We start from the raw sequence: 23,809 nt of genomic DNA on the forward strand, positions 1-23,809 counted from the left end.
ACGGGATGAACTGATGAGTTACGAAATTTTCCTCGCCATCGGCATGTTCACTGCCATCGTGCTTGCGTTGGTGGTGATCATCCTCGCGGCGCGTGCCAAGTTGGTTTCAAGTGGCGACGTGAGCATCGAGATCAACGGCGAACGCACTATCACCGTTCCGGCAGGCGGCAAGCTGCTGCAGACATTGGCTGCGAACAACATTTTCCTTTCGTCCGCTTGCGGCGGCGGCGGTACCTGCGCGCAGTGCAAGTGCGTAGTCGAAAGTGGCGGCGGTGAAATGCTGCCGACTGAAGAGTCCCATTTCACCCGTCGTGAGGCGGGTGAGGGGTGGCGTCTGTCCTGTCAGACTCCGGTCAAGGCAGACATGAAAATCGAAGTGCCAGAAGAAGTCTTCGGTGTGAAGAAGTGGGAGTGCACGGTACTTTCCAACCCGAACGTAGCGACCTTCATCAAGGAGCTCACCCTCCAATTGCCGGAAGGCGAGAACGTCGATTTCCGCGCTGGCGGTTACGTTCAGCTGGAATGTCCTCCGCATGAGGTCCGTTACAAGGACTTCGATATCCAAGAGGAATATCGCGGTGACTGGGACAAGTTCAACCAGTGGAAATACGTTTCCAAGGTCGACGAGACAGTTATCCGTGCCTACTCGATGGCGAACTACCCGGAAGAAGTCGGTCTGGTGAAGTTCAACATCCGTATCGCATCGCCGCCGCCGGGTAAGGACGATCTGCCACCAGGCAAGATGTCGTCATGGGTATTCAGCCTAAAGCCGGGTGATAAAGTGACCGTTTACGGGCCCTTCGGTGAGTTCTTCGCCAAGGACACCGATGCCGAAATGGTCTTCATCGGTGGTGGCGCCGGTATGGCGCCGATGCGCTCGCATATTTTCGATCAGCTCAAGCGTCTGAAATCCACACGCAAAATGAGTTTCTGGTATGGCGCCCGTTCGATGCGCGAAGCGTTCTACGTCGAGGAGTACGACCAGCTGCAGACGGAGAACGACAACTTCAAGTGGCACTTGGCGCTGTCGGACCCGCAGCCTGAAGATAATTGGGAAGGTCCTACCGGTTTCATTCACAACATACTGTACGAGAACTACCTCAAGGACCATCCGGCGCCAGAGGACTGCGAGTTCTACATGTGCGGCCCGCCAATGATGAACGCGTCGGTGATTAAGATGCTTACCGATCTTGGTGTCGAACCAGAGAATATCCTGCTCGACGACTTCGGCGGCTAGTATGGTTCGCGCGTTATTTCAGCCCGTCATCGTTGCCGCCCTGGCGGTAGCCCTGACGGGCTGTCTGTTTCAGGACAAGGTTGAAAGCTTCGTCGGTCCCACCATGGGCAGCACCTATACGGTGAAGTATGTGGCTGGGAGCGGCGCTGCCGACAAAGCGCAGCTCTGGCGTGATACCGAATCGATTCTTGCTGAGATCGACAAGCAGGCATCGACCTACCGTTCCGATTCGGACATCGAGATATTCAACGCTTTACCTGCGGGTGAGTGCATGGCCATGTCCGATGGTGTACGCGAGTTGATCCGGGCGGGGCAATTGCTTTCCGAGGAAAGCGATGGTGCACTGGATCTGACCATCGAGCCGCTGCTCGATCTGTGGGGGTTCGGTCCTCATGGAAAGGGTGAACAGGTACCAACGGCTGAGGAAATTGCCACGGCCCGTAAAAATGTCGGCCATCGTTATCTGCAGGCAGACGGGGAGCAGCTCTGCAAACAACGGGCTGTACAGGTTGATTTCAACAGCATCGCCGCAGGCTATGCCGTAGACCGGGTTGCGGCGATGCTCGAGGCTTCGGGCGTCACCAGTTACCTGGTTGAGATCACTGGCGAGCTCAAGGCGCGCGGCTTCAAGCCTGAAGGGGCGCCTTGGCGCATTGCCATTGAAGCGCCGTTAGATACCGAACGGGTAGCGCAGCGAGTCGTTGAGCTGGATGGACTCGGGGTGTCGACTTCCGGGGATTACCGTAATTATTTCGAGCGTGACGGTGTTCGTTTCTCTCATACGCTCGATCCACAGACCGGCGCACCGATCACCCATCATTTGGCAGCTGTCACGGTATTCGATCCCTCGACATTGCGGGCGGATGGGTTGTCTACTGTGCTCATGGTCATGGGCCCCGAGCGCGGGCTGACCTATGCAGCCGAGCGGAATATTGCAGCGTTCTTCGTAATCCGCGAAGGACAGGAATTCGTAAGCAAAAGCACTGAGGCCTTCGATGAGCTATTCGGTGCGGGAGCGGAGCAATGACCTGGTTAATCGTTTTTCTTGTGATGTTGTTGGTCGTGTTTGGTATGTCCATTGGCGTGATCATGGGACGCAAGCCCATCGCAGGTTCCTGTGGCGGAATTGCTAACCTCGGCATCGAGAAAGAGTGCTCGATCTGCGGCGGTAGTCGTGAGAAGTGCGACGAGGTCAACGCCCAGGCTAGCCAAGAGGCGGACACAGAGTTGGCGTACGACGCAACCAAACGCTGATCTTCAAGTGTTGGATTGACATCGCGACGGAACTTTCAACTTCGATATTGCGATGATGCTCCGGTCATCGACGCAATGACTCAGGGCGGCGGTGCGTAAACAATGACACTGCTCCCGGTCGATCCATTTAGTTAGCAGCGGCAGGGCTGCCTGCTGCAGGTTCAGGGGTAAATATGGCTGTCTACAATTACGATGTGGTGATATTGGGCTCGGGCCCTGCTGGCGAAGGCGCGGCAATGAACGCGGTCAAGGCCGGTCGCAAGGTTGCCGTGGTAGACAGTCGGCCTCACGTAGGTGGCAACTCCACCCACTTGGGGACCATCCCGTCCAAAGCGCTGCGCCACTCGGTGCGCCAGATCATGCAGTACAACACCAACCCACTGTTCCGTCAGATTGGTGAGCCACGCTGGTTTTCTTTCCCTGATGTACTCAAGAGTGCCGAGAGCGTCATCGGAAAGCAGGTCACCTCGCGCACCGGCTATTACGCCCGGAACCGGATTGATCTTTTCTTCGGCACGGCCAGTTTTGCAGATGAACAGACCGTTGAAGTGGTAAACACCAACGGAATGGTCGAAACATTGGTCGCGAACCAGTTCATCATCGCCACCGGTTCGCGCCCCTATCGTCCCGCTGATGTCGATTTCACTCATCCTCGCATATACGACAGCGACACCATCCTTACCCTGAGCCATACGCCACGCCGACTGATCATCTACGGTGCCGGGGTAATCGGTTCCGAATACGCCTCGATATTCAGCGGATTGGGTGTGCTGGTCGATTTGATCGATAACCGTGATCAGTTGCTCAGCTTTCTGGACGATGAGATCTCCGATGCGCTCAGCTACCACCTTCGCAACAACAATGTGCTCATTCGCCATAACGAGGAGTACGAGCGCGTTCAGGGAGTGGACAACGGTGTCATCCTGCATTTGAAGTCAGGCAAGAAAATCAAGGCGGATGCGTTCCTGTGGTGCAACGGGCGAACCGGCAACACCGACAAGCTTGCACTTGAAAACATCGGCCTCAAAGTGAATAGCCGGGGGCAGATCAAGGTCGACGAGCATTACCGTACCGACGTCGGCAACATCTATGCCGCCGGCGATGTGATCGGTTGGCCATCACTTGCCAGCGCTGCCTATGACCAAGGGCGCTCGGCTGCCGGCAGCATTGTCGAAAATGATAGCTGGCGCTTCGTAGACGACGTGCCGACGGGTATCTACACGATTCCGGAGATTAGCTCGATCGGCAAGACCGAGCGTGAACTCACCGAGGCAAAGATCCCCTACGAAGTGGGCAAAGCCTTCTTCAAGGGCATGGCGCGTGCGCAGATTTCGGCAGAGCCGGTGGGCATGCTGAAGATTCTTTTCCATCGCGAGACGTTGGCCGTGCTTGGCGTGCACTGCTTTGGCTACCAGGCATCGGAGATCGTGCACATTGGGCAGGCGATCATGAATCAGCCAGGCGAGGCCAACACGATCAAGTATTTCATCAATACGACGTTCAATTATCCGACGATGGCCGAAGCCTACCGTGTCGCTGCATTCGACGGGTTAAATCGGCTTTTTTGAGCGGCTCCGACCGGTGGCCTGAGCCGGTCGGAGGGGATACCCGTGATTGGCGCTGGCCAAATCGGGAAAGCTTTTGACTTCAGGTAAAGCGGTGCTCCGCCATCCGAGGTGATGGTTGGCGGACTCATCCGTTACGTAGCGTTGTGACAGCTAGCCCGGGGTAGTCGGTTATGAGGCTGTCGACCCCGAAATCGGCCAGGCGCCGCATCAAAGCAGGTTCATTTACCGTCCATACGGAAACGTGAAGTCCCTGTTGGCGTGCCTTTGCGATTCGCTCTGGAGTGCACAGCGTCCACTTCAAAGCCAAAAGGTTACAGTCGTACTGCTTCGCCACTTTGAGTGGATCTAGCCAGGCGTATTCGGCTACAAGCCCACATGACAGTTCAGGTGTCAGGCGCTTCAGTGCTCGCAGCACCTCGCGAGACCCGGAGGTCACCGTTACTCGGTCCAGCAGCCCATGCTGATCCGCCAGCGCCTTGATGGCCAGCACCGAGCGCGCTGCGCGCACCCTCGATGCGCTTTTGACCTCCAGTTGCCAATGGTCGAAATCGCACTTTTCAAATAGCTCGGACAGACGCGGGATGGGGCAGGCATGTTTCCAGCCTGGTCCGCCGTGGCGTGCGTCATATCGTATAAGGTCTTCGGCGTCGTGCTCGGCTACCTTCCCACGTCGCCCCGTGGTGCGCTTGAGCGTCGGATCATGGATGACCATGAGTTCGCCGTCTTTGGAAAGATGCAGATCGAGTTCGCAACGGCGTACGCCATGGGCGAGGCATTGCTGAAAGCTGGCGAGGGTATTTTCAGGGGCTTCACCCTTCGCGCCTCTGTGGCCGTAAATCAAAGTCACTGTTGTATGTCCCGCTGTGATGGTGCGCCGCGCTGATGATGCAACACGCTGTTGATGACTCGGTCACCTTCGAAATACACCGAGAAGTAACGATAATCCCAGCGCGTTATAGGTGGATGACCGACTGGCAGACGTTCCTCGTCGGCAAGGCCGAAGCGGTCCAGTACAAGGTTCTTGGAGTCGCCGCGGCTAGGCATGGACAGCTTGTCTTGCCCCTGTTGACCAACCGGAATGCGGATGGTCTCGGCGTGCGCTGTAACGCACAAGGCGATGGACAAAAACGGAATCAGTATTCGGTGCATGTTCACGGTTCCTGCAAACTTTCACGAGCCAGGCGTCTTTCCGTCGCCTGTTTTTGCAGGATATGCCGTGCGAGCGATTGCCGTTGTGCATCAGTCAACGCTTCAAAGGACGTTCCGATCGCGTAGCGGCCATCTTCCATGACCTGGCACGTGGCGACGCGAGCGGTCAGCATCATGCCCAAGCCTTGAGGCATCAGCATCAGTTTCAACGCCCAGGTCGATCCCTCATCGAGGGGGCTCTCGTTCATGAAGCTTACCCCGCCTTCAGAAAGAATCACCTCGCGCGGCGGGCCGAGGTCTTTCAGAAGATCCTGTGCCAGCGCTTGCCCGATCAGATCGATGCGCTTGTTCTGCACCTTTAGGTAATTGGCCAGCGTGCGGTTGCCTTCGGCGATCTGACGCAGCAGGTGCTGAGCCTCGAAGTCGAGTTGGTGAAGCTCGCCCAGTAGATCGAACCGTTGTGTCGAGCCGTTACCGGAGACTGTTTCGGCGTGTTCCGGCGGCAGGATTTCCAGTGCGATCATGTCCTCGATACGATAGTATTCGCGGCGATCTTCGGTGTCTTCTGTGGGCATGTCGATCCCTGGGCTGCAGTGATGGCTTGAGTGTATCAGGCCGCCTGGCAACGTCATTCAGCTTGTTAATTCCTGCCAGCGAAAGCGAACCCAACGATTTATGTTCAGACCGCTGTCCGTGTATATCGGGGCGCGCTATACCCGCGCCAGACGTCGCAGCCTCTTCGTCTCCTTCATATCCTTCACCTCGATGATCGGGCTCGCACTGGGTGTGCTGGTCATGATTGTGGTGCTTTCTGTGATGAATGGGTTCGACCATGAGATGCGTACCCGCGTACTGGGCATGGTCCCGCACGCCACCATCGAAAGCCCGACCCCAATAGATAACTGGCGGTCCCTCGGGGAGAGGCTCGTACAACACCCGCAGGTGAGTGCAGTGGCACCATTCATCCAGATGCAGGGTCTGTTGACGCACCGCGGTCAGGTTACCAAGATCCTGATCAATGCAGTGGATCCAGAGGTTGAGTCAGACGTATCGATCATCGGCCGATTCTTTCGTGATGGCTCCTTGCAGGATCTGCAACCCGGTGAATTCGGCATCGTCATCGGCGACAAGGCCGCGGAGAAGCTTGGTGTCGGCATCGGTGACAAGATCACCTTCGTGGCACCCGAGGTCACGGTTACGCCGGCGGGGGTGTTCCCTCGCATGAAGCGCTTTACAGTACGCGGCATCTTCCATGTTGGTGCAGGGGAGATAGACGGTTACGTAGCGATGACCAATATTTCCGATCTTGCGCGTTTGCACCGCTGGAAACCGGATCAGGTTCAGGGTGTGCGGCTACGATTCGAGGATTTGTTCCAGGCGCCGCGTATCGCCTGGGAGCTAGCTGGCGAGCTGGGTGACAATTTTTATTCCAGAGACTGGACCCGCACCCATGGCAACCTTTACCAGGCGATTCGCATGGAAAAGGCCATGATAGGGCTGCTGCTATTGCTGATCGTCGCGGTAGCGGCCTTCAATATCATTTCGACGCTGGTCATGGTGGTGACAGACAAGCGAGGGGACATCGCCATCCTTCGGACCCTGGGCGCAACACCCAGACAGATCATGGCGATTTTCATGGTTCAAGGAACGGTGATCGGCGTAGTCGGTACATTCGTGGGAGCCGTGCTTGGCATTCTGGCAGCCCTTAATGTGAGTAGCTGGATTGCCGCTCTGGAGCGGCTGATCGGGCATAAGTTTCTGAGTGCCGACGTATATTTCATCGACTATCTGCCGTCCCGTCTGATGACTACTGACGTAGTTCAGGTCTGTGCGGCGGCCCTCATCCTGAGTTTTTTCGCCACCCTTTACCCGGCGTGGCGAGCGGCCAGGACTCAACCGGCCGAGGCGCTACGTTATGAGTGAGCTGGTTATGAATGAAAGTTCTACTAAGGATGCGGCGGTCCTGAGCTGCCGCAACCTGGGTAAGCGTTACGAACAAGGGCCCGAGTCGGTCAGCGTATTGTCCGGCCTGCAACTGGAGTTGTTCCCGGGTCAGCGAGTCGCCATCGTCGGCAGTTCGGGCTCAGGTAAAAGTACCTTGCTAAATCTGCTGGGTGGTCTGGACACGCCGAGCGAGGGCAGTGTCTGGCTAGCAGGAGAAGAGCTCTCGGCGCTTAGCGAGAAGGATCGCGGACTCTTGCGCAATCGCGCGCTCGGCTTCGTTTACCAGTTTCATCATCTGCTGCCAGAGTTCACCGCGCTGGAGAATGTGTGTATGCCGCTGCTGATCGGCAAGGCACCGATTCCGGAAGCACGCAAGCGAGCCTCAGAATTATTGCAACGAGTGGGGCTGGGCCACCGACTGGCTCATAAGCCATCAGAGTTGTCTGGGGGTGAGCGTCAGCGGGTAGCTATTGCCCGGGCACTGGCCAACCGGCCAGCGCTGGTATTACTCGATGAGCCTACAGGCAATCTCGATCACCATACTGCTCAAGGCATTCAAGATCTGATGCTGGAACTCAGTAGCTCGCTGCGCACGGCGTTTCTCGTTGTCACCCATGACCCGCAGCTGGCTGGTCAGATGGATCACATACTGCGCCTGGAAGACGGCCGTTTGGTGGCCGGTTGATGTTCAGGCCGCTCAGCATTTTCATCGGTAGCCGCTACACGCGAGCAAAGCGCCGTAACCACTTCATTTCCTTCATCTCTCTTACATCGATGATCGGTCTGTCCCTGGGCGTGCTGGCGATGATCATGGTCCTGTCCGTGATGAATGGTTTTCAGCGCGAAATGAGCAATCGCATTCTCGGCATGGTCCCGCATGCGGTGATTGCAGGTGACAAACAACCGGTGGCGGATTGGCGGTCACTCGCAGAGAAGCTTGAGGCGCATCCGGGAGTGTTGGGTGCTGCTCCCATTACTCAGCTAGAGGGCATGCTGTCGTTCAAGGGTGTCATGCAGCCCATCGAGATCAAGGGCATTGACCCGCAAGCGGAAAAACAGGTTTCGATCTTGGGTAGCAAGATGATCGGGGGCAGGATCGAAGACCTGAAAGCCGGAGAGTCGGGCGTCATCCTGGGGCTGATGACCGCGCGCCGCTTCGGCCTGAAACTCGGCGATAACCTTACGCTCATCGTTCCTGAACTCAGCGATGCACCTGGCGGTATCACCCCGAAAATGCAGCGCCTGAACGTGGTTGGTGTATTTAAAGTCGGTGCGGAGCTGGACGGTACTCTGGCGATGATTCACCGGGCAGATGCGGCGCGGATTCTCCGCTGGGAGCCGGGTCAGGTCGAAGGTGTCCGGGTCCGACTGGCCGATCTTTATCAGGCGCCTCAGATTTCGGAGGAGCTGGTAGCGACGCTTGGAAGTGGCTATCGCGGTGAGGATTGGTCGCTCACTCAGGGAAGCCTGTTCAGCGCGATGAAGATGGAGAAAACAATGATTGGCCTGCTGCTCTTGCTGATCGTTGCAGTTGCTGCCTTCAATATCATCGCCACGCTGATCATGGTCGTGGCCGACAAGCGCGCGGATATTGCAATTCTCCGGACCCTCGGCATGACACCCCGACAGATCATGGCGATTTTCATGGTGCAGGGCAGCATCATCGGTCTCACCGGCACCGTCATCGGGACGGTTCTGGGTGTGCTCGGCGCTATCAATGTCAGCGCAATCGTGTCATGGCTGGAGAAGGTTTCAGGTCAGCATATCTTCAGTTCAGACGTCTATTTCATCAGCACGTTGCCATCGGAATTGCGGTTGGAGGATGTGCTTTTGGTGACGCTTGCAGCTCTGGTCCTGAGTTTTCTGGCGACGCTCTACCCAGCCTGGCGTGCAGCACAGACTCAGCCAGCCGAAGCGCTCCGCTACGAATAAGCGGGTGGGTCAGCGGCGACCCATCTGCCGTTTGCGCCAGCTACGTCCGACCCACCACCGCCAATAGCTCTGGGTGGCTACATAACCCAATATGGCAAGCACTATTCCAACGACGAACGAGCCGAGGAACAGCGGTTGCCAGTGGCTGTTGAGCATCTGACGTACCCACGCAAGGCTGAGCTCCATGGGCATTGCCTTTACAGGCGTATCCATCAGCCAGGCACCGACCTTGTAGTTGCAGTAAAACACCGGCGGCATCGTGAGCGGATTGGTCAGCCAGACCAGGCCAACCGCGATCGGCAGGTTGGCTCTTGCCGGTATTGCACAAAGTGCCGCCACCAACATCTGCATGGGCATCGGAATCATCGCCCAGAAAAGACCGATAGCCATCGCTCTGGAAACTGAATGCCGGTTGAGATGGAGGAGATTGGGGTCGTGAATCAGCGTGCCGAGAAACCGTAAAGACTTGTGCGTCTTTAGCCGATCGGGGTGCGGCATGTAGCGCTTGAAAAAACGACGCGGCATGAACATTCTCTGGCGGGGTGTGAAGCGCGCGCGATTATGCCTTAAACGAGAACCGGCGCTGAGAGGCGTTTGTAGGGAAATTCTACACTGTGAGCGCTGACAGGACGTCAGCTAACCCGCGGTAACTCGGTATCCGTTTGTATCCGAGCTGCCAGTTGCTGGAATGGAATCCTGGAGTTCTCATGCGTGCAGCTATGCTGGCGCTGGCAGCAGGCCTTTTGCTGCTGCGCTTCCTCCCGCAGTTGCCCCCTGTGTGGGCTTCATTCTTACTCTGTCTTTCCGGCATGGCCTTATTGCCGTCACGCTGCCGGCTGCTCGGTTGCTTTTTGATCGGTGTTGGCTGGGCATGTGTGACGGGGCACTGGGCATTGACCGATCGGCTTCCGACGGATCTTGATGGCCGGACATTTTGGTTGGAAGGGCGGGTGACGGGCCTGCCTGATGTGCGTAATGGCGTGGTGCGCTTCGAATTGACCGATGTTTCGTCTCGGCATAGCGGCCTTCCCTCCACATTGCGTCTGGCATGGTACGGCGGGCCGATCATTAATGCCGGAGAGCGGTGGAGGCTGGCCGCCAAATTGAAGCGACCGCGAGGCCTGGTCAATCCTCATTCTTTCGATTACGAGGCCTGGCTTCTGGCGCGTCGGATAGGAGCTAGTGGCACCATCAAAGCAGGTGAGCGGATATCTCTGGCAGGAGGCGGGCAGGCGTGGCGGGACCGCTTGCGCCAGCGTCTGATGAGCCTCAACGCGCACGGACGTTCGGGTGCGATCGCCGCCTTAGTGGTCGGTGATGACAGCGGCCTGTCCTCGTCCGATTGGCGGATCCTGCAGGACACTGGAACCGTGCATCTGATGGTGATATCGGGTCAGCATGTTGGGATGCTGGCCGGCTTGCTCTACGGACTGGTCGCACTGCTGGCGCGCTGGGGAATCTGGCCGCAACGCGTTCCGTGGTTACCCAGTGCGTGTTCCCTCGCACTGGCCGGTGCGCTTGCTTACGGCTGGTTGGCAGGTTTTGACGTTCCGGTCCAGAGAGCGTTGGTCATGGTCGGACTGGTACTTATGTGGCGGTTACGGTTTCGGCACCTGGGGGTCTGGCTGCCGTTTTTCATCGCACTTGTTGCAGTCCTGGTGTTTGACCCTTTGGTCGGTTTGCAATCCGGGTTCTGGTTGTCCTTTATGGCGGTAGCCTTGCTCGTTCTGATTTTCCGTGGACGACTCGGCAGCTTTGGCGTGTGGTCCGCACTGGGGCGTGCGCAGTGGAGCATGGCACTAGGACTTCTGCCGATTTTGCTGGCGCTGGGCTTGCCGGTTAGCGTCAGTGGGCCGGTGGCCAATCTGTTCGCCGTACCGCTTGTGAGCACCTTCATAGTTCCGCTGTCGTTACTCGGCACTTCGCTGCTATGGATTCCAGTTGTCGGCGAGCCGTTGTTGTGGATCGCGGGCGGAATGCTGGCCGTACTTTTCGACGCGCTTCAATGGATTGCGGGCTGGCAGCCAGCATGGCTACCTGCGTCGTTACCGCTGTGGAGCTGGATAATGATTGCATTGGGAGTCTTCATTATCCTTTTACCTGCCGGAGTACCGTTCCGGGTTTTTGGCGTGGTTCTTCTTGCGCCGTTGCTCTTCCCGCCGGTGAGCAAGCCCGCAGAAGGGGAGGCGCAAGTCTGGATCTTCGACGTTGGGCAGGGGCTTTCGGTCCTGGTGCGTACCCATGAGCACGCCATGCTCTACGACGCTGGGCCACGTTACGGCGACTTTGACATAGGCGAGCGAGTTGTCTTCCCTTCATTGCGTGCATTGGGCCTGAACGGTCTCGATTTGATGATTCTCAGCCATGCCGATAGTGATCATGCCGGCGGCGCCTTGGCTCTCCAAAAGCAGATGCCGCCCCAACGTATTTTAAGCGGCGAGCCGGCAAGGTTGCCTTCAATGCTAGGTGCGGAACCGTGCCGTTCCGGCGATCGCTGGGAGTGGGACGGAGTGCGTTTCACGATTTGGCAGTGGCCTCTTGCTCGCGATGGCAACCAATCGTCTTGCGTGCTGCTGATCGAAGCAAAAGGAGAGCGCATCCTGCTGACGGGCGATATTGATGCGCTAGCAGAACAGGCGTTGTTGGCGAGCGAGATGCCAGTGAATACGCGTTGGCTGCTGGTGCCGCACCATGGCAGCCGCAGCTCTTCTTCCAGTGCCTTCGTTGAGGCGGCAGGGGCTGAGGGTGCGCTTGTATCCCGCGGTATGCACAACGCATTTGGACATCCTCACTCTGACGTGGTGGCACGTCTGCGCGCGTCCGGAGCAAGGATCCATGACACTGCAGAGCGGGGGGCGATGCAGATCTATCTCGGGCGTTTCGGCACTGTTTATGGATTGCGCGCTGAACGGCGATTCTGGCGGGAAAAATGAGAACCGGGGCCGTCGGCGGCCTGCCGGCCCTATGCTAGAGTGGCGCCACTTTTTCGAGGGGGATTCATCTCGTGTGGGAGCTGGTCAAATCAGGCGGCTGGATAATGCTGCCAATCATCCTGTGTTCCATCGCGGCCGTTGGCATCATCGCCGAGCGACTTTGGACGCTGAGGCCTAGTCGCGTGACCCCTCAACATCTGCTCGGCCAGGTGTGGAAGTGGATCAAGGACAAGAAACTCAGCAACCAGAAGCTCAAGGAGCTGCGCGCAGACTCACCGCTTGGTGAAATCCTGGCCGCAGGCCTGGCCAATTCCAAGCATGGTCGAGAGATCATGAAGGAATGCATAGAAGAGGCGGCCGCACGTGTCGTCCATGATCTCGAACGCTACCTCAACGCTCTGGGTACCATCGCGGGCATCGCGCCCTTGCTTGGTCTGCTGGGTACCGTGCTTGGGATGATCGAGATTTTCAGCGCCTTCATGGGGTCTGGCATGGCCAATGCGCCATTGCTCGCTGCTGGTATTTCCAAGGCGCTTATCACTACCGCTGCAGGCCTGATGGTGGGTATCCCCGCGCTATTCTTTCATCGCTTCCTGCTTCGCCGTGTCGAAGAGTTGGTCGTGGGGATGGAGCAGGAAGCGATCAAGCTTGTCGAGGTTGTACAGGGTGACCGCGACGTCGATTTGGGTGAGGGCAAGGCGTGAAGTTCCGACGCAAAGCGCGCGAGAACGTCGACATCGGTCTGGCCCCTCTGATCGATGTGGTGTTCATCCTGCTGTTGTTCTTCGTGGTAACCACAACCTTCACCCGTGAGACTCAGTTGCAAGTAGATCTGCCTGAAGCAGCCAGCGGCACACCCCCTCAGGATGCCGTGAATAAACAGCTGGAGGTAGTGATCGATGTCGACGGGAGTTTTACTCTCAACGGCAAGACGTTGATCAAGCATGACCTGAGTACTCTAATGGCGGCGCTGAACAAGGAGTCTGGTGGGAATACCAGTCTTCCGATGATCATTAGCGCCGATGGCAAGACGCCTCATCAGGCTGTCATCACTGCTATGGACGCGGCCGGAAAGCTCGGTTTCGCTCAGTTGCGTATCACCACTGTCGAGGCGCAGCCGGAGCCCTGATGTCTTTTGCCGATCGTCTGCAGCGGGCGTGGTACCAAGGGCATCCTACCCTGGCGTTGCTCGCCCCCCTGGAGGCTCTCTATCGGCGAGTGGTAGTCGCCAAGCGGAACAGGTTTCTCTCAGGCGCCGCGGGCTCGTATCGGGCCTCGGTGCCGGTGGTGGTAGTTGGCAATATCACTGTTGGCGGCACTGGAAAGACCCCACTCATTCTCTGGCTTATCGATCATTGCCGGCGCCGCGGGCTGAATGTCGGTGTGGTCAGTCGCGGCTATGGCGCCACACCACGATCATATCCGTGGCGAGTGTCGCCTGATGATTCTGCGGAAGAGGCGGGTGACGAGCCTCTTCTCATCGCGCGGCGCACCGGTGTACCGGTGATGATCGACCCGGATCGCTCGCGTGCGGTGCGCAACATGCTCGAACATGAAACCGTAGATCTCATTCTTTCTGATGATGGGCTGCAACATTACCGTCTGGCCCGTGACCTTGAGCTAGTGCTTATCGACGCTGCCCGTGGCTTGGGCAACCGTCGCTGTTTGCCGGCCGGTCCGTTACGCGAGCCGGCCGAACGTTTGGCGTCCGTTGACGCTGTGCTCTTCAACGGAGCAGTTGAAGACACCGACGCTGGCTACGCGTTTTCCCTGCAGCCGTCGCGATTGATTGAGCTGTTCAGCAATCAGGATCTGCCACTCGATCACTTCCCACCAGGACAGCAATTGCATGCGGTCGCCGGCATCGGTAATCCACAGCGTTTCTTCACCACGCTCGAGGCGCTACACTGGCGACCAATTCCGCACCCCTTCGCAGACCACGCCCGCTATAGCCTGGAGCAGCTGAGATTCAGCCCCGAGCTACCGTTGGTGATGACCGAGAAGGATGCGGTCAAATGCCGGGCATTCGCGCAACCGGGCTGGTGCTATCTGCAGGTGAAAGTCGAACCCTCTTCGGCTTTCGTGACCTGGTTTGATGCCCAGCTGGACCGATTGCTTCCCGGACATCCTTAAGCCGCTCGATCTGCCAGGTGCAGTCGGCTGAATCCTAGGACTGTGCATGGATACCAAACTGCTCGATATTCTCGCCTGCCCGCTGTGCAAGGGCCCGTTGAAGCTGACCGACGATAAGTCCGAACTCATCTGCAAGGCCGACGGTATGGCCTTCCCGGTTCGAGATGGCATTCCGGTGATGCTCGAAAGCGAAGCTCGCACGCTGGATGTGGATGAGCGTCTCGACAAATGAGCACTGCCTACACCGTTGTCATCCCCGCGCGCTATGCATCCAGTCGTCTGCCAGGCAAGCCGCTGCAGGATATCGCCGGCAAGCCCATGATCCGCCATGTCTGGGAGCAAGCTTGCAAAAGTGATGCGCAGCGCGTGGTGGTAGCAACCGATGACAGTCGCATACTGGACGCTTGCAGAGGCTTCGGTGCTGAGGTGCTGCTTACCCGAGCTGAGCATGAATCTGGCACCGATCGTCTAGCTGAAGTTGCCGACAAGTTGGGGCTGGCGAGTGACGCTATCGTCGTGAATGTTCAGGGGGATGAGCCATTGATCCCACCTTTGGTCATCAACCAGGTTGCTTTGAATCTCGCCGCTCATCCGGAAGCGGCGATCGCTACGCTTGCCGAACCGCTCCACGACGCAGGAGCCTTATTCAACCCCAATGTGGTCAAGGTCCTGTGCGATATCAATGGACTGGCGCTGACCTTCAGCCGCGCTCCGCTTCCTTGGGCTCGCAATGAGTTCGCGCATGGCCGTGACGCCCTGCCGTCAGGAGTCCCATATCGCCGGCACATCGGCATATATGCCTACCGGGCCGGGTTCCTGGCGGACTTTGTGACCTGGGGCCCATGCTGGCTGGAAAGCACTGAATGTCTTGAGCAGTTGCGCGCGCTCTGGCATGGCGTGCGTATACATGTGGCTGATGCGATCGAAGCGCCGCCGGCTGGGGTCGATACCGCCGATGATCTGGATCGTGTTCGCAAGCTGCTCGGGGCCTGAGTGTGAAGGTTCTGTTCGTTTGTATGGGCAATATCTGCCGGTCACCGACCGCGGAGGGCGTGTTTCGCGAGCACGTACGGGAAGCCGGGCTGGAAAGCCGTATTACCATGGATTCCGCGGGTACCGGTGACTGGCACGTAGGTAAAAGGCCGGATGACCGAGCTTGTCGAGCGGCCGCCTCAAGAGGGTACGACCTGAGTGAATTGACAGCGCGGCAGGTGAGCGTCGAGGATTTTCAGCGTTTCGATTTGATCCTGGCCATGGATCAGGAAAACCTCAAGAGGCTCAAAGCACTGCAACCGTCAAACGGCCGGGCCGAGCTCGATCTGTTCCTGCGCCGTTTCAATCTGGCGGAAGAGGCGGTGCCGGATCCGTACTATGGAGGTGACGGCGGCTTCGATCACGTGCTTGATTTGATCGAGCAGGGCTCCGGAGCATTGCTCAATGAGTTAAGAGGGCGCCTGTGAGCCTGTCCATCGAAACCGATCGCTCTCTCAAGTCGTTTAACTCCCTTGCGGTCGAAGCACGTGCCCTTCGGTTTGCCGAGGCTCGAAGCGATCAGGATGTAATCGATGCGCTTGCAGAGGCTCATCGTCTGAGCGTGCCGGTGCGGGTTTTGGGCGGCGGCAGCAATCTGGTGCTTACACGGAATGTCGACGCGCTGGTTTTACGCATGGCTACCCGGGGCGTCCAGATCGTTGAGGACGATGGCGATCAGGTTGTGATCGAGGCCGAGGCAGGAGAGCCCTGGCACCCATTTGTGTTGCATTGCCTGGAGCTTGGGCTATCCGGGCTAGAAAACCTGAGTCTGATTCCGGGTACCGTCGGGGCCGCACCGATTCAAAACGTGGGTGCCTATGGCGTCGAAATCAAGGATGTCTTTGCCGGCCTGACTGCGCTTGATCGGGTGACGGGTAATATTGTCGACTTCGATCTGCAAGCTTGCGAGTTCGGCTATCGCGACAGTCTTTTCAAGCGTCAGGCTGGCCGCTACATCATCCTAAGAGTGCGGTTTTTACTGCATCGATCCGTTAACCTCCGGCTCGATTACGGGCCGGTCCGGCAGTGGCTGCAGCAGCACGACATCCAGTCTCCATCGCCTATGGATGTAAGCCGGGCGGTCTCTGCCATACGCAGCGAAAAGTTGCCAGATCCCCGTGTTCTGGGCAACGCCGGTAGCTTCTTCAAAAACCCGATTGTGCCCCAATCTGTCGCCGCTACCTTGTGCGAGCGCTACCCTGATCTGGTGGCGTATCCGCAGACAGATGGAAAATTCAAGCTAGCGGCCGGTTGGCTGATAGAACAGGCTGGCTGGAAAGGGTATCGGAAGGGGGACGCCGGTGTGCACAAACTGCAAGCGCTCGTGCTGGTCAACTACGGCAACGCTACCGGTAAACAGATTCTCGAGCTAGCTCAAGAGATTCAGGAAGACATTGCCAAGCGCTTTGGTGTGCAGCTCGAAGTAGAGCCGAACATTATCTAGGTCGAGTTTCCTGTCCTGATTGCCAGTGAGCGGCTAGACCCGACTTTGCAATAGTTCTAATACTTCGGGCCATTGGAACTAGAGCAGAACCTCTACCCGCAATTTTCCACCGGTTCGAGTACTGGCGTCTCGGCGCAATGTTCTGTTGGTGTTGCGCAAAAAAAAGGATGCCGAAGCATCCCTTTTTTCACCTTCTTACCTTTCAGCTCTGACGTTTGTCAGCGTCATCCTCATTCTGCTGGATGGACTCAGACTCACCAGCTGGCTCGGGCTGGGCCTCAGTATCAGAACTGATAGTCGATGTCTCTGGTCTCTCCGCGGCCGCGGGGACGTGCTCGGCTTGCAGTTCAGCCTTCGGCAGCTCAGCTTGCTGGCTAGCCTCCGTGGCCCGCTCTTCGCTGATAGTTTCGTGAGTCGTGGATTCAGCCTGCAACTCAGCGGAAGGGGCTGATACGACGATCTCGGGGCTTGTGGTTTGGTCTGCTGCTGGAGCAGGCGCTATGACCTCGGTTTCCTGAGCAGTCGTGCCTTCGGCAGGTTTTGCCTGCGTTTCGGCTGCTTCCTTGGCCAAGCGCTCCTGCTCAAGGCGACGGCGACGCACTTCGCGCGGGTCATTAGGAGCGCGACCGGAGGCAGACCCGGCTGGAGCTGATGGCTCGACCACTGCCGGCTCAGGCTGCTCTGCGGGAGATGCAGTTGCAGTCGCCTGGTCTACGGCGGGGACGGGCTTTTCGAGTACTGGCTCACTGACTTCCAGCGGCGCAGAAAGCGATGCAGGCTCCACTTCAACCGGATCAGCAATCTTGTCTGTAGATGCTTCGATGGTATCGAGCGGTTTTACTGCTTCTTCACTCCTGCCATCATCGTTCACAACTTCAGCTTCAACCGCTTTGGGCACTTCTACGGGCGCTTCGAACTCATGCTCGTTCGTGACCGGTGCTGTATTGGTGTCGGCGGTGTTGGCCGCCAGGGCAGCGGCAGTAGCTGCAATTGCTACCTGTTCAGACTTCACCGGTGCATTGTTTTCGCTGATTTCGGCTGTGTTGGTCTCTGCCTCGCCGTCGATCTCATTGCCATTAGCGTCGCGTTGACGATCGCGGCGGTTGCTCCGCCGACGCTGACCGCGCGAGCGGCGGCGCGGGCGATCACCGCCCTCTGATGAGTCTTGTTCGTCCTGACCAGCTTCCACAGCGTCGCCTTGCAGTTCTTCAACCGCATCGACCTGCTCAGTGCGCGGCTTGCGCTCTTCGCGTGGCGGACGAGGCTTGCGCTCGGTAGTCTCTTCGCTGGAAACAGTTGATGCGACAGGCTGGCCGGTCTCGTCAAGTGGGGCGCGGAGCTCGCGTTTGCGCTCTTCGCGAGGCTGGCGTTCTTCACGTGGCGCGCGTTCACGTCGTGGTTGCGGCTGCGGCTGCGGCTGTGCAGAGTTATCAGCAACTTCGACGGGCTCGCGCGGCTCACGTGGCTTGCGTTCTTCGCGTGGAGGGCGCGGCTGCCGGTCTTCGCGAGGCTGGCGTTCTTCACGTGGAGCACGCTCTTCGCGAGGCTTGCGCTCCTCATCGCGGCTGCCGCGCGAATCACGACGACGATTCTGCTGACGACCGCTTCGGCGCTCATCGTTGCGTTGTGGCCGATTGCTCGCTGCAGGCTTCTTCTCAACCTCTACGACGGCGGTTTCTTGCTTGCCGGCAAACAGTCCAACCAAGGATTTCACCAGGCCCTTGAACAGGCTTGGCTCCTGGGCTACCGGCGCTGCGGCCTCTGCAGGTGCAGCAGCGGGTACAGGCGCAGGCGCTGTGCGCTGTGGAGCAGTTTTGACTGCTGCTTCCTGGCGGACCAGGGTGCGGGTGGAGCTGACTGGTTGAGCTTCCTCGACTTCGGTCGGGCTCATCTCGTAGCTGGCCTGACCTGCGACGATTTCGGGGCTGTCGTCGCGCAAACGTTGCACTTCGAAATGCGGAGTTTCCAGGTGATCGTCCGGCAGGATGAAGATACGCGCGCGGGTACGCAGTTCGATCTTGGTAATGGCGTTGCGTTTTTCGTTAAGCAGGAATGCCGCAACCTGGAAAGGTACGCGCGCGCGCACTTCGGCGGTGCGGTCTTTCAGGGCTTCTTCCTCGATCAGGCGCAGGATGGCAAGCGACAACGACTCGACGTCGCGGATGATGCCTTGGCCATTGCAGCGCGGGCAGACGATGCCGCTGGTTTCGCCAAGCGATGGGCGCAGGCGCTGTCGGGACATTTCCAGCAAGCCGAAACGCGATATGCGGCCAACCTGGATTCGAGCACGATCGGCTTCGAGTGCTTCGCGGACCTTTTCTTCCACGGCGCGTTGGTTCTTTGCCGGAGTCATGTCGATGAAGTCAATGACGATCAGGCCACCGATGTCTCGCAGGCGTAGCTGGCGGGCGATTTCCTCAGCCGCTTCCAAGTTGGTCTGAAGGGCGGTTTCTTCGATATCGCCGCCCTTGGTAGCGCGCGCCGAGTTGATGTCGATGGACACCAATGCCTCGGTCGGATCGATAACGATGGAGCCGCCCGATGGCAGCTTCACTTCGCGCTGGAATGCAGTTTCAATCTGGCTCTCGATTTGAAAGCGGTTGAACAGCGGCACGCTGTCTTCGTACAGCTTGATCTTGCTGGCGTACTGCGGCATGACCTGCTGGATGAAGGAAAGCGCTTCGTCCTGGGCTTCGACACTGTCGATCAGTACTTCGCCGATGTCCTGGCGCAGATAGTCGCGAATGGCGCGGATGATGACATTGGATTCCTGATAAATCAGAAATGGGGCAGGGCGGTCCTGAGAAGCTTCCTTGACTGCGCTCCATAGCTGCAGAAGATAGTCCAGGTCCCATTGCATCTCTTCACTGGAGCGTCCTAGGCCGGCAGTGCGGACGATCAGGCCCATGTCAGCGGGAACATCGAGCCCGTTCAATGCTTCGCGCAGTTCGTTGCGCTCTTCGCCTTCGATACGGCGGGAGATGCCGCCCGCACGCGGGTTGTTTGGCATCAGTACGAGATAACGGCCGGCAAGGCTGATGAATGTGGTCAGAGCGGCGCCTTTGTTGCCGCGCTCTTCCTTTTCGACCTGGACGATGACTTCCTGGCCTTCGCTCAGGACTTCCTTAATGTTGACGCGGCCTTCAGGGGATTTCTTGAAGTATTCGCGGGAAATTTCTTTAAGGGGGAGGAAGCCGTGGCGATCGGCGCCGAAGTCAACGAACGCGGCTTCAAGGCTGGGCTCAACGCGAGTGATCTTGCCCTTGTAGATATTGGCTTTTTTCTGTTCGCGAGCACCAGATTCGATATCGAGATCGAACAGGCGCTGGCCATCGACCAGTGCGACACGCAACTCTTCAGGCTGAGTTGCGTTAATTAGCATTCTTTTCATGTAGTACCGTCGGTTTCCAAGGCAGCGGAAACGGCGTTCGGCACACACGACTCTCGCGGTCGGTGTCAGGTGAGTCAGGAATGGTTGTAAGGCACTCCAGTGTCCAGCGATGTGAGGCCAGTTGGGCCGGCGTCGCGACGACGTCTCCTGCTTACTGTCGGAACAGAAGCAATGGTTCGGGAGGAGGAATCAGCAATCGGTAGCGGACGGAATGAAGCGTCTATGAAAGCCTTTGCTACGCACTCCGATGGCTGTACATCTCCACCCAACACTCATACTTTGAAAATCGGGTGCCGCTCGCAGTATCCGAGAGCGGGTTATCGATTATCGCGATTCCCCAAGGGGGCACGCATCATGTCTTCAAGGCTTGTTTCGGTGCTCCGGCTACTTGAGAGAAGCATCGTCGGACGGCCTCACGTCCTTGAACATTGCTGGGCCTGGAATGGCGGTTTCGCTGGCATTCCTCGACCTGACCGCTTTTGGCGGCGTCTGGACTATAACAGCAATGTTTAAGTGCTTCAAATAAGGGAAAATTGATATCATCCGCGCATGACAAATACCCCCTCTCAGACCTCTGGCGTGCAAATGCTTGAGGTCTCGCCGGAGCTTGCCGGCCAACGCATCGACAATTTTCTTCGTACTCAGCTCAAGGGTGTGCCCAAGACCCTTATTTATCGCATTTTGCGTAAAGGCGAAGTGCGCGTTAATAAAGGAAGGATCAAGCCCGAATACAAGCTTCAGGCAGGCGATATCGTGCGCGTGCCGCCGCTGCGTTTGGCTGAGAGGGATGAGCCGGTCCCCCTGGCTCAGGGTCTGCTTGAGCGATTAGAGGCAGCGATTATCTACGAAGATAAGGCGCTGATCGTGCTGAACAAGCCTGCAGGTATTGCGGTACATGGTGGAAGTGGACTCAGCTTTGGAGTGATCGAAGCGCTACGTCAGCTGCGGCCTGACGCAAAGGAGCTCGAGCTTGTGCATCGTCTGGATCGCGACACTTCCGGGCTGCTGATGGTGGCGAAAAAACGCAGCATGCTGCGTCACCTGCATCAGGAGTTACGGGGTGATGGCGTCGACAAGCGTTATATGGCGCTTGTGCGTGGGCGCTGGGAGACAAGTAAGAAACAGGTCAATGCCCCGCTTCTGAAGAACACGCTGCGCTCGGGTGAGCGAATGGTGGAAGTGACTGACGATGGCAAGGAGGCGCTGACGCTTTTCCGCGTCTTGCGTCGGTTTGGCGATTTCGCCACTTTGGTTGAGGCAAAGCCTGTAACGGGCCGCACTCACCAGATCAGAGTGCATGCCCGTCACGCAGGCCACAGTATTGCTGGTGACACTAAGTACGGCGATGAGGAGTTCTCCAGCGTCATTCGCGATCTAGGAGGCAAGCGTCTGTTTTTGCATGCTTACGCGCTGAAGGTGCCTTTGCCTGACGGCGGTGAGCTGAGTCTTGAGGCGCCGGTCGATGACCTTTGGGCTCGCACGCTGGAGAGGCTTGGTGAGTAAGTACGAGCTTTTAATATTCGATTGGGATGGCACCTTGGTGGATTCGGTTGGACGGATTGTCGAGTCCATTTCCGCCGCGGCGTCCCGCTGTAATTTGCCGGTGCTTGATGGCGGGACCATAAAAGGGATCATCGGGCTTGGTTTGCCTGAGGCGATCGCTGTTCTCTATCCGCATATCAATGATGTGAAGTTGGTTGAGGCTTTTCGTCGCGCTTATGCCGATCATTACCTGTCGCTTGAAATCGAACCTTCGGCTCTGTTTCCCGGTGTTGCGCAGTCGCTCCAGAAGTTTCGAGATCAGGGGCGCCTACTTGCCGTGGCGACAGGGAAGGGGCGGCGCGGTCTGAATCGGGCGCTTGAGGGGCAGGGCTGGAGTGACTTCTTCGATGCGACCCGTTGCGCCGATGAAACAGCGAGTAAGCCGGATCCGCTAATGATTCACGAGATTCTTGACCATTGCGGGGTTCGGCCTGAACGGGCTTTGATGATCGGAGACTCTGTCTTCGATCTTGAGATGGCCAGGCGCGCAGGATTGGACAGTGTTGCTGCGTGCTATGGGGCGCAGCCACTGGAAGTTTTGCAAGCGTGCTCGCCGCGCCTGGCCATCAATCATTTTTTGGAGCTTAGTGACTGGCTGAGCTCCGCTGATGCGCATTCGGGAGTGGCTGCATATGGCTGATGATTGGAAAGCGCCGGATTCCGAGGCGAAAGAAGAGCGCAACAGCTGGAAACTACTGGAGAAGACGCTGCTGGCAGGTGTGCAGGAACAGCGGCGTGCACGACGGTGGGGTATTTTCTTCAAGTCGCTGACGTTCATCTATCTGTTTGGTGCATTGCTGATGTTCTCGCCACTGTTGCGGATGGGTGACGGTAAGACGGCGGGCGACAGTCATACCGCGGTCATCAACGTGCGGGGAATGATTGCGGATGAGGAATCTGCGAGCGCAGATAACATTGTCGGGGCCCTGCGTGAAGCCTTCGATGATCCTGCTACCAAGGGTGTGGTCTTGCGAATCAACAGCCCGGGGGGAAGCCCGGTGCAGTCGGGTTATATATACGATGAGATTCGCCGTTTACGTGGTGAGTACCCTGATACCAAGCTTTATGCGGTGATAACGGATCTCGGGGCTTCCGGTGCCTATTACATTGCCAGTGCGGCGGACGAAATCTACGCGGATAAGTCGAGTCTGGTCGGCTCCATAGGTGTCACCGCGGCGACCTTTGGGTTTGTGGATACCATGGAGAAGCTGGGAGTCGAGCGGCGCGTGTACACATCGGGCGAGCACAAGGCTTTTCTTGATCCATTCCAGCCGGAGAAGCCTGAAGAGTCCGAGTTCTGGCGTAGCGTGCTGGCTACCACTCACCGACAGTTTATCGATAGCGTGAAGCAGGGGCGTGGGGAGCGTCTGCAGATCGCAGAGCATCCCGAGCTCTTTTCTGGGCTTATCTGGTCCGGCGAGCAGGCGCTTGAACTTGGTCTGGTCGATGGGCTTGGAAGTACTAGCTATGTGGCGCGGGAAGTCATCGGTGAGGATGATCTCGTTGACTTCACGGTCAAGGATTCCGCCCTGGACCGTTTTACGAAAAAGCTTGGTGCGAGCGTCGGTGCGCAATTAGCCATGTGGATGGGGTTTCAAGGGCCGCAGCTGCGATAGCTCGCCATGCTCTACTGTTAAGGCACCTTTACCCCGGCTTCATTGAGCATATCTACCAGCCTTATCAGCGGTAATCCGACAAGGCTGGTGATGTCCGTTCCCTCCGTGGCGCGGAACAGGCTGATACCCAAACCTTCGGCTTTGAAGCTTCCTGCACAATCGAAGGGTTGCTCGGCGTGCAGGTATCGATCGATCTGGCGCTCATCGAGTTGCCTGAAGTGCACGGTGTAACGTACGCAGTCGATCTGTGCAGACCCGGTTCGGCTGTCCAGCAATACCAACCCGGTCAGAAAATCCAAGCTTTTTCCGCTGCACGCTTGCAGTTGCCGTTTGGCTCGGTCAAACGTGTGGGGTTTGCCTAGGATGCTGTGCTCCAGCACGGCCACCTGATCTGATCCGATGATGAGGTGGTCTCGATGGCTTCCGGTCAATGCTTGAGCTTTTTCATAGGCCAGCCGGCGCACCAGTTGGTCTGGCAGCTCGTCAGCACGTGCGGTTTCATCTATCTCCGGTGCGCTGCATTCGAATGCCAGCCTCAGGCGTGAGAGAAGCTCGCGTCGATAGCGAGAGCTGGATGCGAGAAGCAGTTGGCGCATTTTCCTTCCTTTTATATGGGAGTCAGTTTTGACTGTCG

Annotated in this window: 24 protein-coding genes; 18 read left to right on the plus strand and 6 right to left on the minus strand. The window is 57.8% G+C overall.

Going from position 1 to position 23,809, the window contains the following annotated elements:
- The first annotated feature begins 10 nt into the window (after window positions 1-10).
- From nqrF to sthA, 4 genes are all read left to right on the plus strand, one after another.
- Window positions 11-1,237, plus strand: coding sequence for an NADH:ubiquinone reductase (Na(+)-transporting) subunit F (gene nqrF, locus NA619_RS06850; protein ID WP_255961145.1), 1,227 nt, complete (start codon window positions 11-13; stop codon window positions 1,235-1,237).
- A gap of 1 nt (window position 1,238) precedes the next feature.
- Window positions 1,239-2,264 carry an FAD:protein FMN transferase gene (locus NA619_RS06855; RefSeq protein WP_255961035.1) on the plus strand — a complete coding sequence of 342 codons (1,026 nt, stop codon included), beginning with the start codon at window positions 1,239-1,241 and terminating at the stop codon, window positions 2,262-2,264.
- Window positions 2,261-2,491 (plus strand): (Na+)-NQR maturation NqrM, encoded by a 231-nt coding sequence (gene nqrM, locus NA619_RS06860; protein WP_255961036.1) that lies wholly within the window; start codon window positions 2,261-2,263, stop codon window positions 2,489-2,491. The genes NA619_RS06855 and nqrM overlap by 4 nt, the downstream gene beginning before the upstream one ends.
- A gap of 173 nt (window positions 2,492-2,664) precedes the next feature.
- Entirely contained in the window at window positions 2,665-4,059 is a 1,395-nt protein-coding gene (gene sthA / locus NA619_RS06865) for a Si-specific NAD(P)(+) transhydrogenase (protein WP_255961037.1), read from the plus strand.
- A gap of 124 nt (window positions 4,060-4,183) precedes the next feature.
- Here the strand turns inward: sthA and NA619_RS06870 are convergent, their stop codons facing one another.
- From NA619_RS06870 to NA619_RS06880, 3 genes are read right to left on the minus strand one after another with little or no spacing between them, the layout of a single operon-like run.
- Complete coding sequence (locus tag NA619_RS06870; protein WP_255961038.1) at window positions 4,184-4,906, minus strand: glycerophosphodiester phosphodiesterase; 723 nt, start codon at window positions 4,904-4,906, stop codon at window positions 4,184-4,186.
- Window positions 4,903-5,208, minus strand: a complete 306-nt coding sequence (locus NA619_RS06875; RefSeq protein ID WP_255961039.1) for a phosphodiesterase — start codon at window positions 5,206-5,208, stop codon at window positions 4,903-4,905. Before NA619_RS06875 ends, NA619_RS06870 begins: the two co-directional genes overlap by 4 nt.
- A gap of 2 nt (window positions 5,209-5,210) precedes the next feature.
- Entirely contained in the window at window positions 5,211-5,783 is a 573-nt protein-coding gene (locus NA619_RS06880) for a PilZ domain-containing protein (RefSeq protein ID WP_255961040.1), read from the minus strand.
- A gap of 100 nt (window positions 5,784-5,883) precedes the next feature.
- Between NA619_RS06880 and NA619_RS06885 the strand changes: the two genes are divergently transcribed.
- From NA619_RS06885 to NA619_RS06895, 3 genes are read left to right on the plus strand one after another with little or no spacing between them, the layout of a single operon-like run.
- Window positions 5,884-7,131, plus strand: a complete 1,248-nt coding sequence (locus NA619_RS06885) for a lipoprotein-releasing ABC transporter permease subunit (RefSeq protein WP_255961041.1) — start codon at window positions 5,884-5,886, stop codon at window positions 7,129-7,131.
- 7 nt (window positions 7,132-7,138) lie between these two features.
- A complete protein-coding gene (gene lolD, locus NA619_RS06890) occupies window positions 7,139-7,837 on the plus strand; it encodes a lipoprotein-releasing ABC transporter ATP-binding protein LolD (protein WP_255961146.1) in 699 nt (232 codons plus the stop codon).
- Window positions 7,837-9,084 carry a lipoprotein-releasing ABC transporter permease subunit gene (locus NA619_RS06895; protein ID WP_255961042.1) on the plus strand — a complete coding sequence of 416 codons (1,248 nt, stop codon included), beginning with the start codon at window positions 7,837-7,839 and terminating at the stop codon, window positions 9,082-9,084. The genes lolD and NA619_RS06895 overlap by 1 nt, the downstream gene beginning before the upstream one ends.
- Before the next feature lie 9 nt (window positions 9,085-9,093).
- On the opposite strand, the gene NA619_RS06900 is transcribed toward NA619_RS06895, so the two are convergent.
- The gene (locus tag NA619_RS06900) at window positions 9,094-9,609 is read right to left on the minus strand and encodes a DUF2062 domain-containing protein (protein WP_255961043.1); all 516 of its coding nucleotides are present in this window, start codon (window positions 9,607-9,609) and stop codon (window positions 9,094-9,096) included.
- 182 nt (window positions 9,610-9,791) lie between these two features.
- Between NA619_RS06900 and NA619_RS06905 the strand changes: the two genes are divergently transcribed.
- The 8 genes from NA619_RS06905 (at window position 9,792) to murB (ending at window position 16,626) form a co-directional block, all read left to right on the plus strand.
- On the plus strand, window positions 9,792-12,017 hold the full coding sequence (locus NA619_RS06905; RefSeq protein ID WP_255961147.1) for a DNA internalization-related competence protein ComEC/Rec2: 2,226 nt from the start codon (window positions 9,792-9,794) through the stop codon (window positions 12,015-12,017).
- Between the two features lie 71 nt (window positions 12,018-12,088).
- Window positions 12,089-12,721 (plus strand): MotA/TolQ/ExbB proton channel family protein, encoded by a 633-nt coding sequence (locus NA619_RS06910; protein WP_255961044.1) that lies wholly within the window; start codon window positions 12,089-12,091, stop codon window positions 12,719-12,721.
- Window positions 12,718-13,146, plus strand: coding sequence for an ExbD/TolR family protein (locus tag NA619_RS06915; RefSeq protein WP_255961045.1), 429 nt, complete (start codon window positions 12,718-12,720; stop codon window positions 13,144-13,146). The genes NA619_RS06910 and NA619_RS06915 overlap by 4 nt, the downstream gene beginning before the upstream one ends.
- A complete protein-coding gene (lpxK, locus tag NA619_RS06920) occupies window positions 13,146-14,150 on the plus strand; it encodes a tetraacyldisaccharide 4'-kinase (protein WP_255961046.1) in 1,005 nt (334 codons plus the stop codon). The genes NA619_RS06915 and lpxK overlap by 1 nt, the downstream gene beginning before the upstream one ends.
- A gap of 46 nt (window positions 14,151-14,196) precedes the next feature.
- Window positions 14,197-14,382: a Trm112 family protein gene (locus tag NA619_RS06925; RefSeq protein WP_019342470.1), complete on the plus strand. Its 186-nt coding sequence runs from the start codon at window positions 14,197-14,199 to the stop codon at window positions 14,380-14,382.
- Window positions 14,379-15,143, plus strand: coding sequence for a 3-deoxy-manno-octulosonate cytidylyltransferase (kdsB, locus tag NA619_RS06930; protein ID WP_255961047.1), 765 nt, complete (start codon window positions 14,379-14,381; stop codon window positions 15,141-15,143). The genes NA619_RS06925 and kdsB overlap by 4 nt, the downstream gene beginning before the upstream one ends.
- A 2-nt stretch (window positions 15,144-15,145) precedes the next feature.
- Window positions 15,146-15,610, plus strand: coding sequence for a low molecular weight protein-tyrosine-phosphatase (locus NA619_RS06935; RefSeq protein ID WP_255961048.1), 465 nt, complete (start codon window positions 15,146-15,148; stop codon window positions 15,608-15,610).
- A complete protein-coding gene (murB, locus tag NA619_RS06940) occupies window positions 15,607-16,626 on the plus strand; it encodes a UDP-N-acetylmuramate dehydrogenase (protein ID WP_255961049.1) in 1,020 nt (339 codons plus the stop codon). Before NA619_RS06935 ends, murB begins: the two co-directional genes overlap by 4 nt.
- Window positions 16,627-16,828: 202 nt before the next feature.
- On the opposite strand, the gene rne is transcribed toward murB, so the two are convergent.
- On the minus strand, window positions 16,829-20,017 hold the full coding sequence (rne, locus tag NA619_RS06945; protein ID WP_255961050.1) for a ribonuclease E: 3,189 nt from the start codon (window positions 20,015-20,017) through the stop codon (window positions 16,829-16,831).
- 549 nt (window positions 20,018-20,566) lie between these two features.
- On the opposite strand from rne, the gene rluC reads away from it, so the two are divergent.
- Genes rluC through sppA form a run of 3 tightly spaced genes read left to right on the plus strand, consistent with a single transcriptional unit; the run spans window position 20,567 to window position 23,175 of the window.
- Window positions 20,567-21,520, plus strand: coding sequence for a 23S rRNA pseudouridine(955/2504/2580) synthase RluC (rluC, locus tag NA619_RS06950; protein ID WP_255961051.1), 954 nt, complete (start codon window positions 20,567-20,569; stop codon window positions 21,518-21,520).
- Entirely contained in the window at window positions 21,513-22,199 is a 687-nt protein-coding gene (locus tag NA619_RS06955; protein WP_255961052.1) for an HAD-IA family hydrolase, read from the plus strand. Before rluC ends, NA619_RS06955 begins: the two co-directional genes overlap by 8 nt.
- Complete coding sequence (sppA, locus tag NA619_RS06960; protein ID WP_255961053.1) at window positions 22,192-23,175, plus strand: signal peptide peptidase SppA; 984 nt, start codon at window positions 22,192-22,194, stop codon at window positions 23,173-23,175. Before NA619_RS06955 ends, sppA begins: the two co-directional genes overlap by 8 nt.
- A gap of 17 nt (window positions 23,176-23,192) precedes the next feature.
- Here the strand turns inward: sppA and NA619_RS06965 are convergent, their stop codons facing one another.
- The gene (locus NA619_RS06965) at window positions 23,193-23,771 is read right to left on the minus strand and encodes a Maf family protein (RefSeq protein WP_255961054.1); all 579 of its coding nucleotides are present in this window, start codon (window positions 23,769-23,771) and stop codon (window positions 23,193-23,195) included.
- Between the last annotated feature and the right edge of the window lie 38 nt (window positions 23,772-23,809).

It is taken from the genome of Stutzerimonas stutzeri, assembly GCF_024448895.1.
Classification (GTDB): Bacteria; Pseudomonadota; Gammaproteobacteria; order Pseudomonadales; family Pseudomonadaceae; genus Stutzerimonas; species Stutzerimonas stutzeri_Q.

Excerpts from the sequence above, each read along its gene's own strand:
- NA619_RS06855 (WP_255961035.1), top strand. The coding sequence starts at position 1,239 with ATGGTTCGCGCGTTATTTCAGCCCGTCATCGTTGCCGCCCTGGCGGTA.
- nqrM (WP_255961036.1), top strand. The coding sequence starts at position 2,261 with ATGACCTGGTTAATCGTTTTTCTTGTGATGTTGTTGGTCGTGTTTGGT.
- sthA (WP_255961037.1), top strand. The coding sequence starts at position 2,665 with ATGGCTGTCTACAATTACGATGTGGTGATATTGGGCTCGGGCCCTGCT.
- NA619_RS06875 (WP_255961039.1), bottom strand. The coding sequence starts at position 5,208 with ATGCACCGAATACTGATTCCGTTTTTGTCCATCGCCTTGTGCGTTACA.
- NA619_RS06880 (WP_255961040.1), bottom strand. The coding sequence starts at position 5,783 with ATGCCCACAGAAGACACCGAAGATCGCCGCGAATACTATCGTATCGAG.
- NA619_RS06885 (WP_255961041.1), top strand. The coding sequence starts at position 5,884 with ATGTTCAGACCGCTGTCCGTGTATATCGGGGCGCGCTATACCCGCGCC.
- lolD (WP_255961146.1), top strand. The coding sequence starts at position 7,139 with ATGAATGAAAGTTCTACTAAGGATGCGGCGGTCCTGAGCTGCCGCAAC.
- NA619_RS06895 (WP_255961042.1), top strand. The coding sequence starts at position 7,837 with ATGTTCAGGCCGCTCAGCATTTTCATCGGTAGCCGCTACACGCGAGCA.
- NA619_RS06900 (WP_255961043.1), bottom strand. The coding sequence starts at position 9,609 with ATGCCGCGTCGTTTTTTCAAGCGCTACATGCCGCACCCCGATCGGCTA.
- NA619_RS06905 (WP_255961147.1), top strand. The coding sequence starts at position 9,792 with ATGCGTGCAGCTATGCTGGCGCTGGCAGCAGGCCTTTTGCTGCTGCGC.
- lpxK (WP_255961046.1), top strand. The coding sequence starts at position 13,146 with ATGTCTTTTGCCGATCGTCTGCAGCGGGCGTGGTACCAAGGGCATCCT.
- NA619_RS06925 (WP_019342470.1), top strand. The coding sequence starts at position 14,197 with ATGGATACCAAACTGCTCGATATTCTCGCCTGCCCGCTGTGCAAGGGC.
- kdsB (WP_255961047.1), top strand. The coding sequence starts at position 14,379 with ATGAGCACTGCCTACACCGTTGTCATCCCCGCGCGCTATGCATCCAGT.
- rne (WP_255961050.1), bottom strand. The coding sequence starts at position 20,017 with ATGAAAAGAATGCTAATTAACGCAACTCAGCCTGAAGAGTTGCGTGTC.
- rluC (WP_255961051.1), top strand. The coding sequence starts at position 20,567 with ATGACAAATACCCCCTCTCAGACCTCTGGCGTGCAAATGCTTGAGGTC.
- sppA (WP_255961053.1), top strand. The coding sequence starts at position 22,192 with ATGGCTGATGATTGGAAAGCGCCGGATTCCGAGGCGAAAGAAGAGCGC.
- NA619_RS06965 (WP_255961054.1), bottom strand. The coding sequence starts at position 23,771 with ATGCGCCAACTGCTTCTCGCATCCAGCTCTCGCTATCGACGCGAGCTT.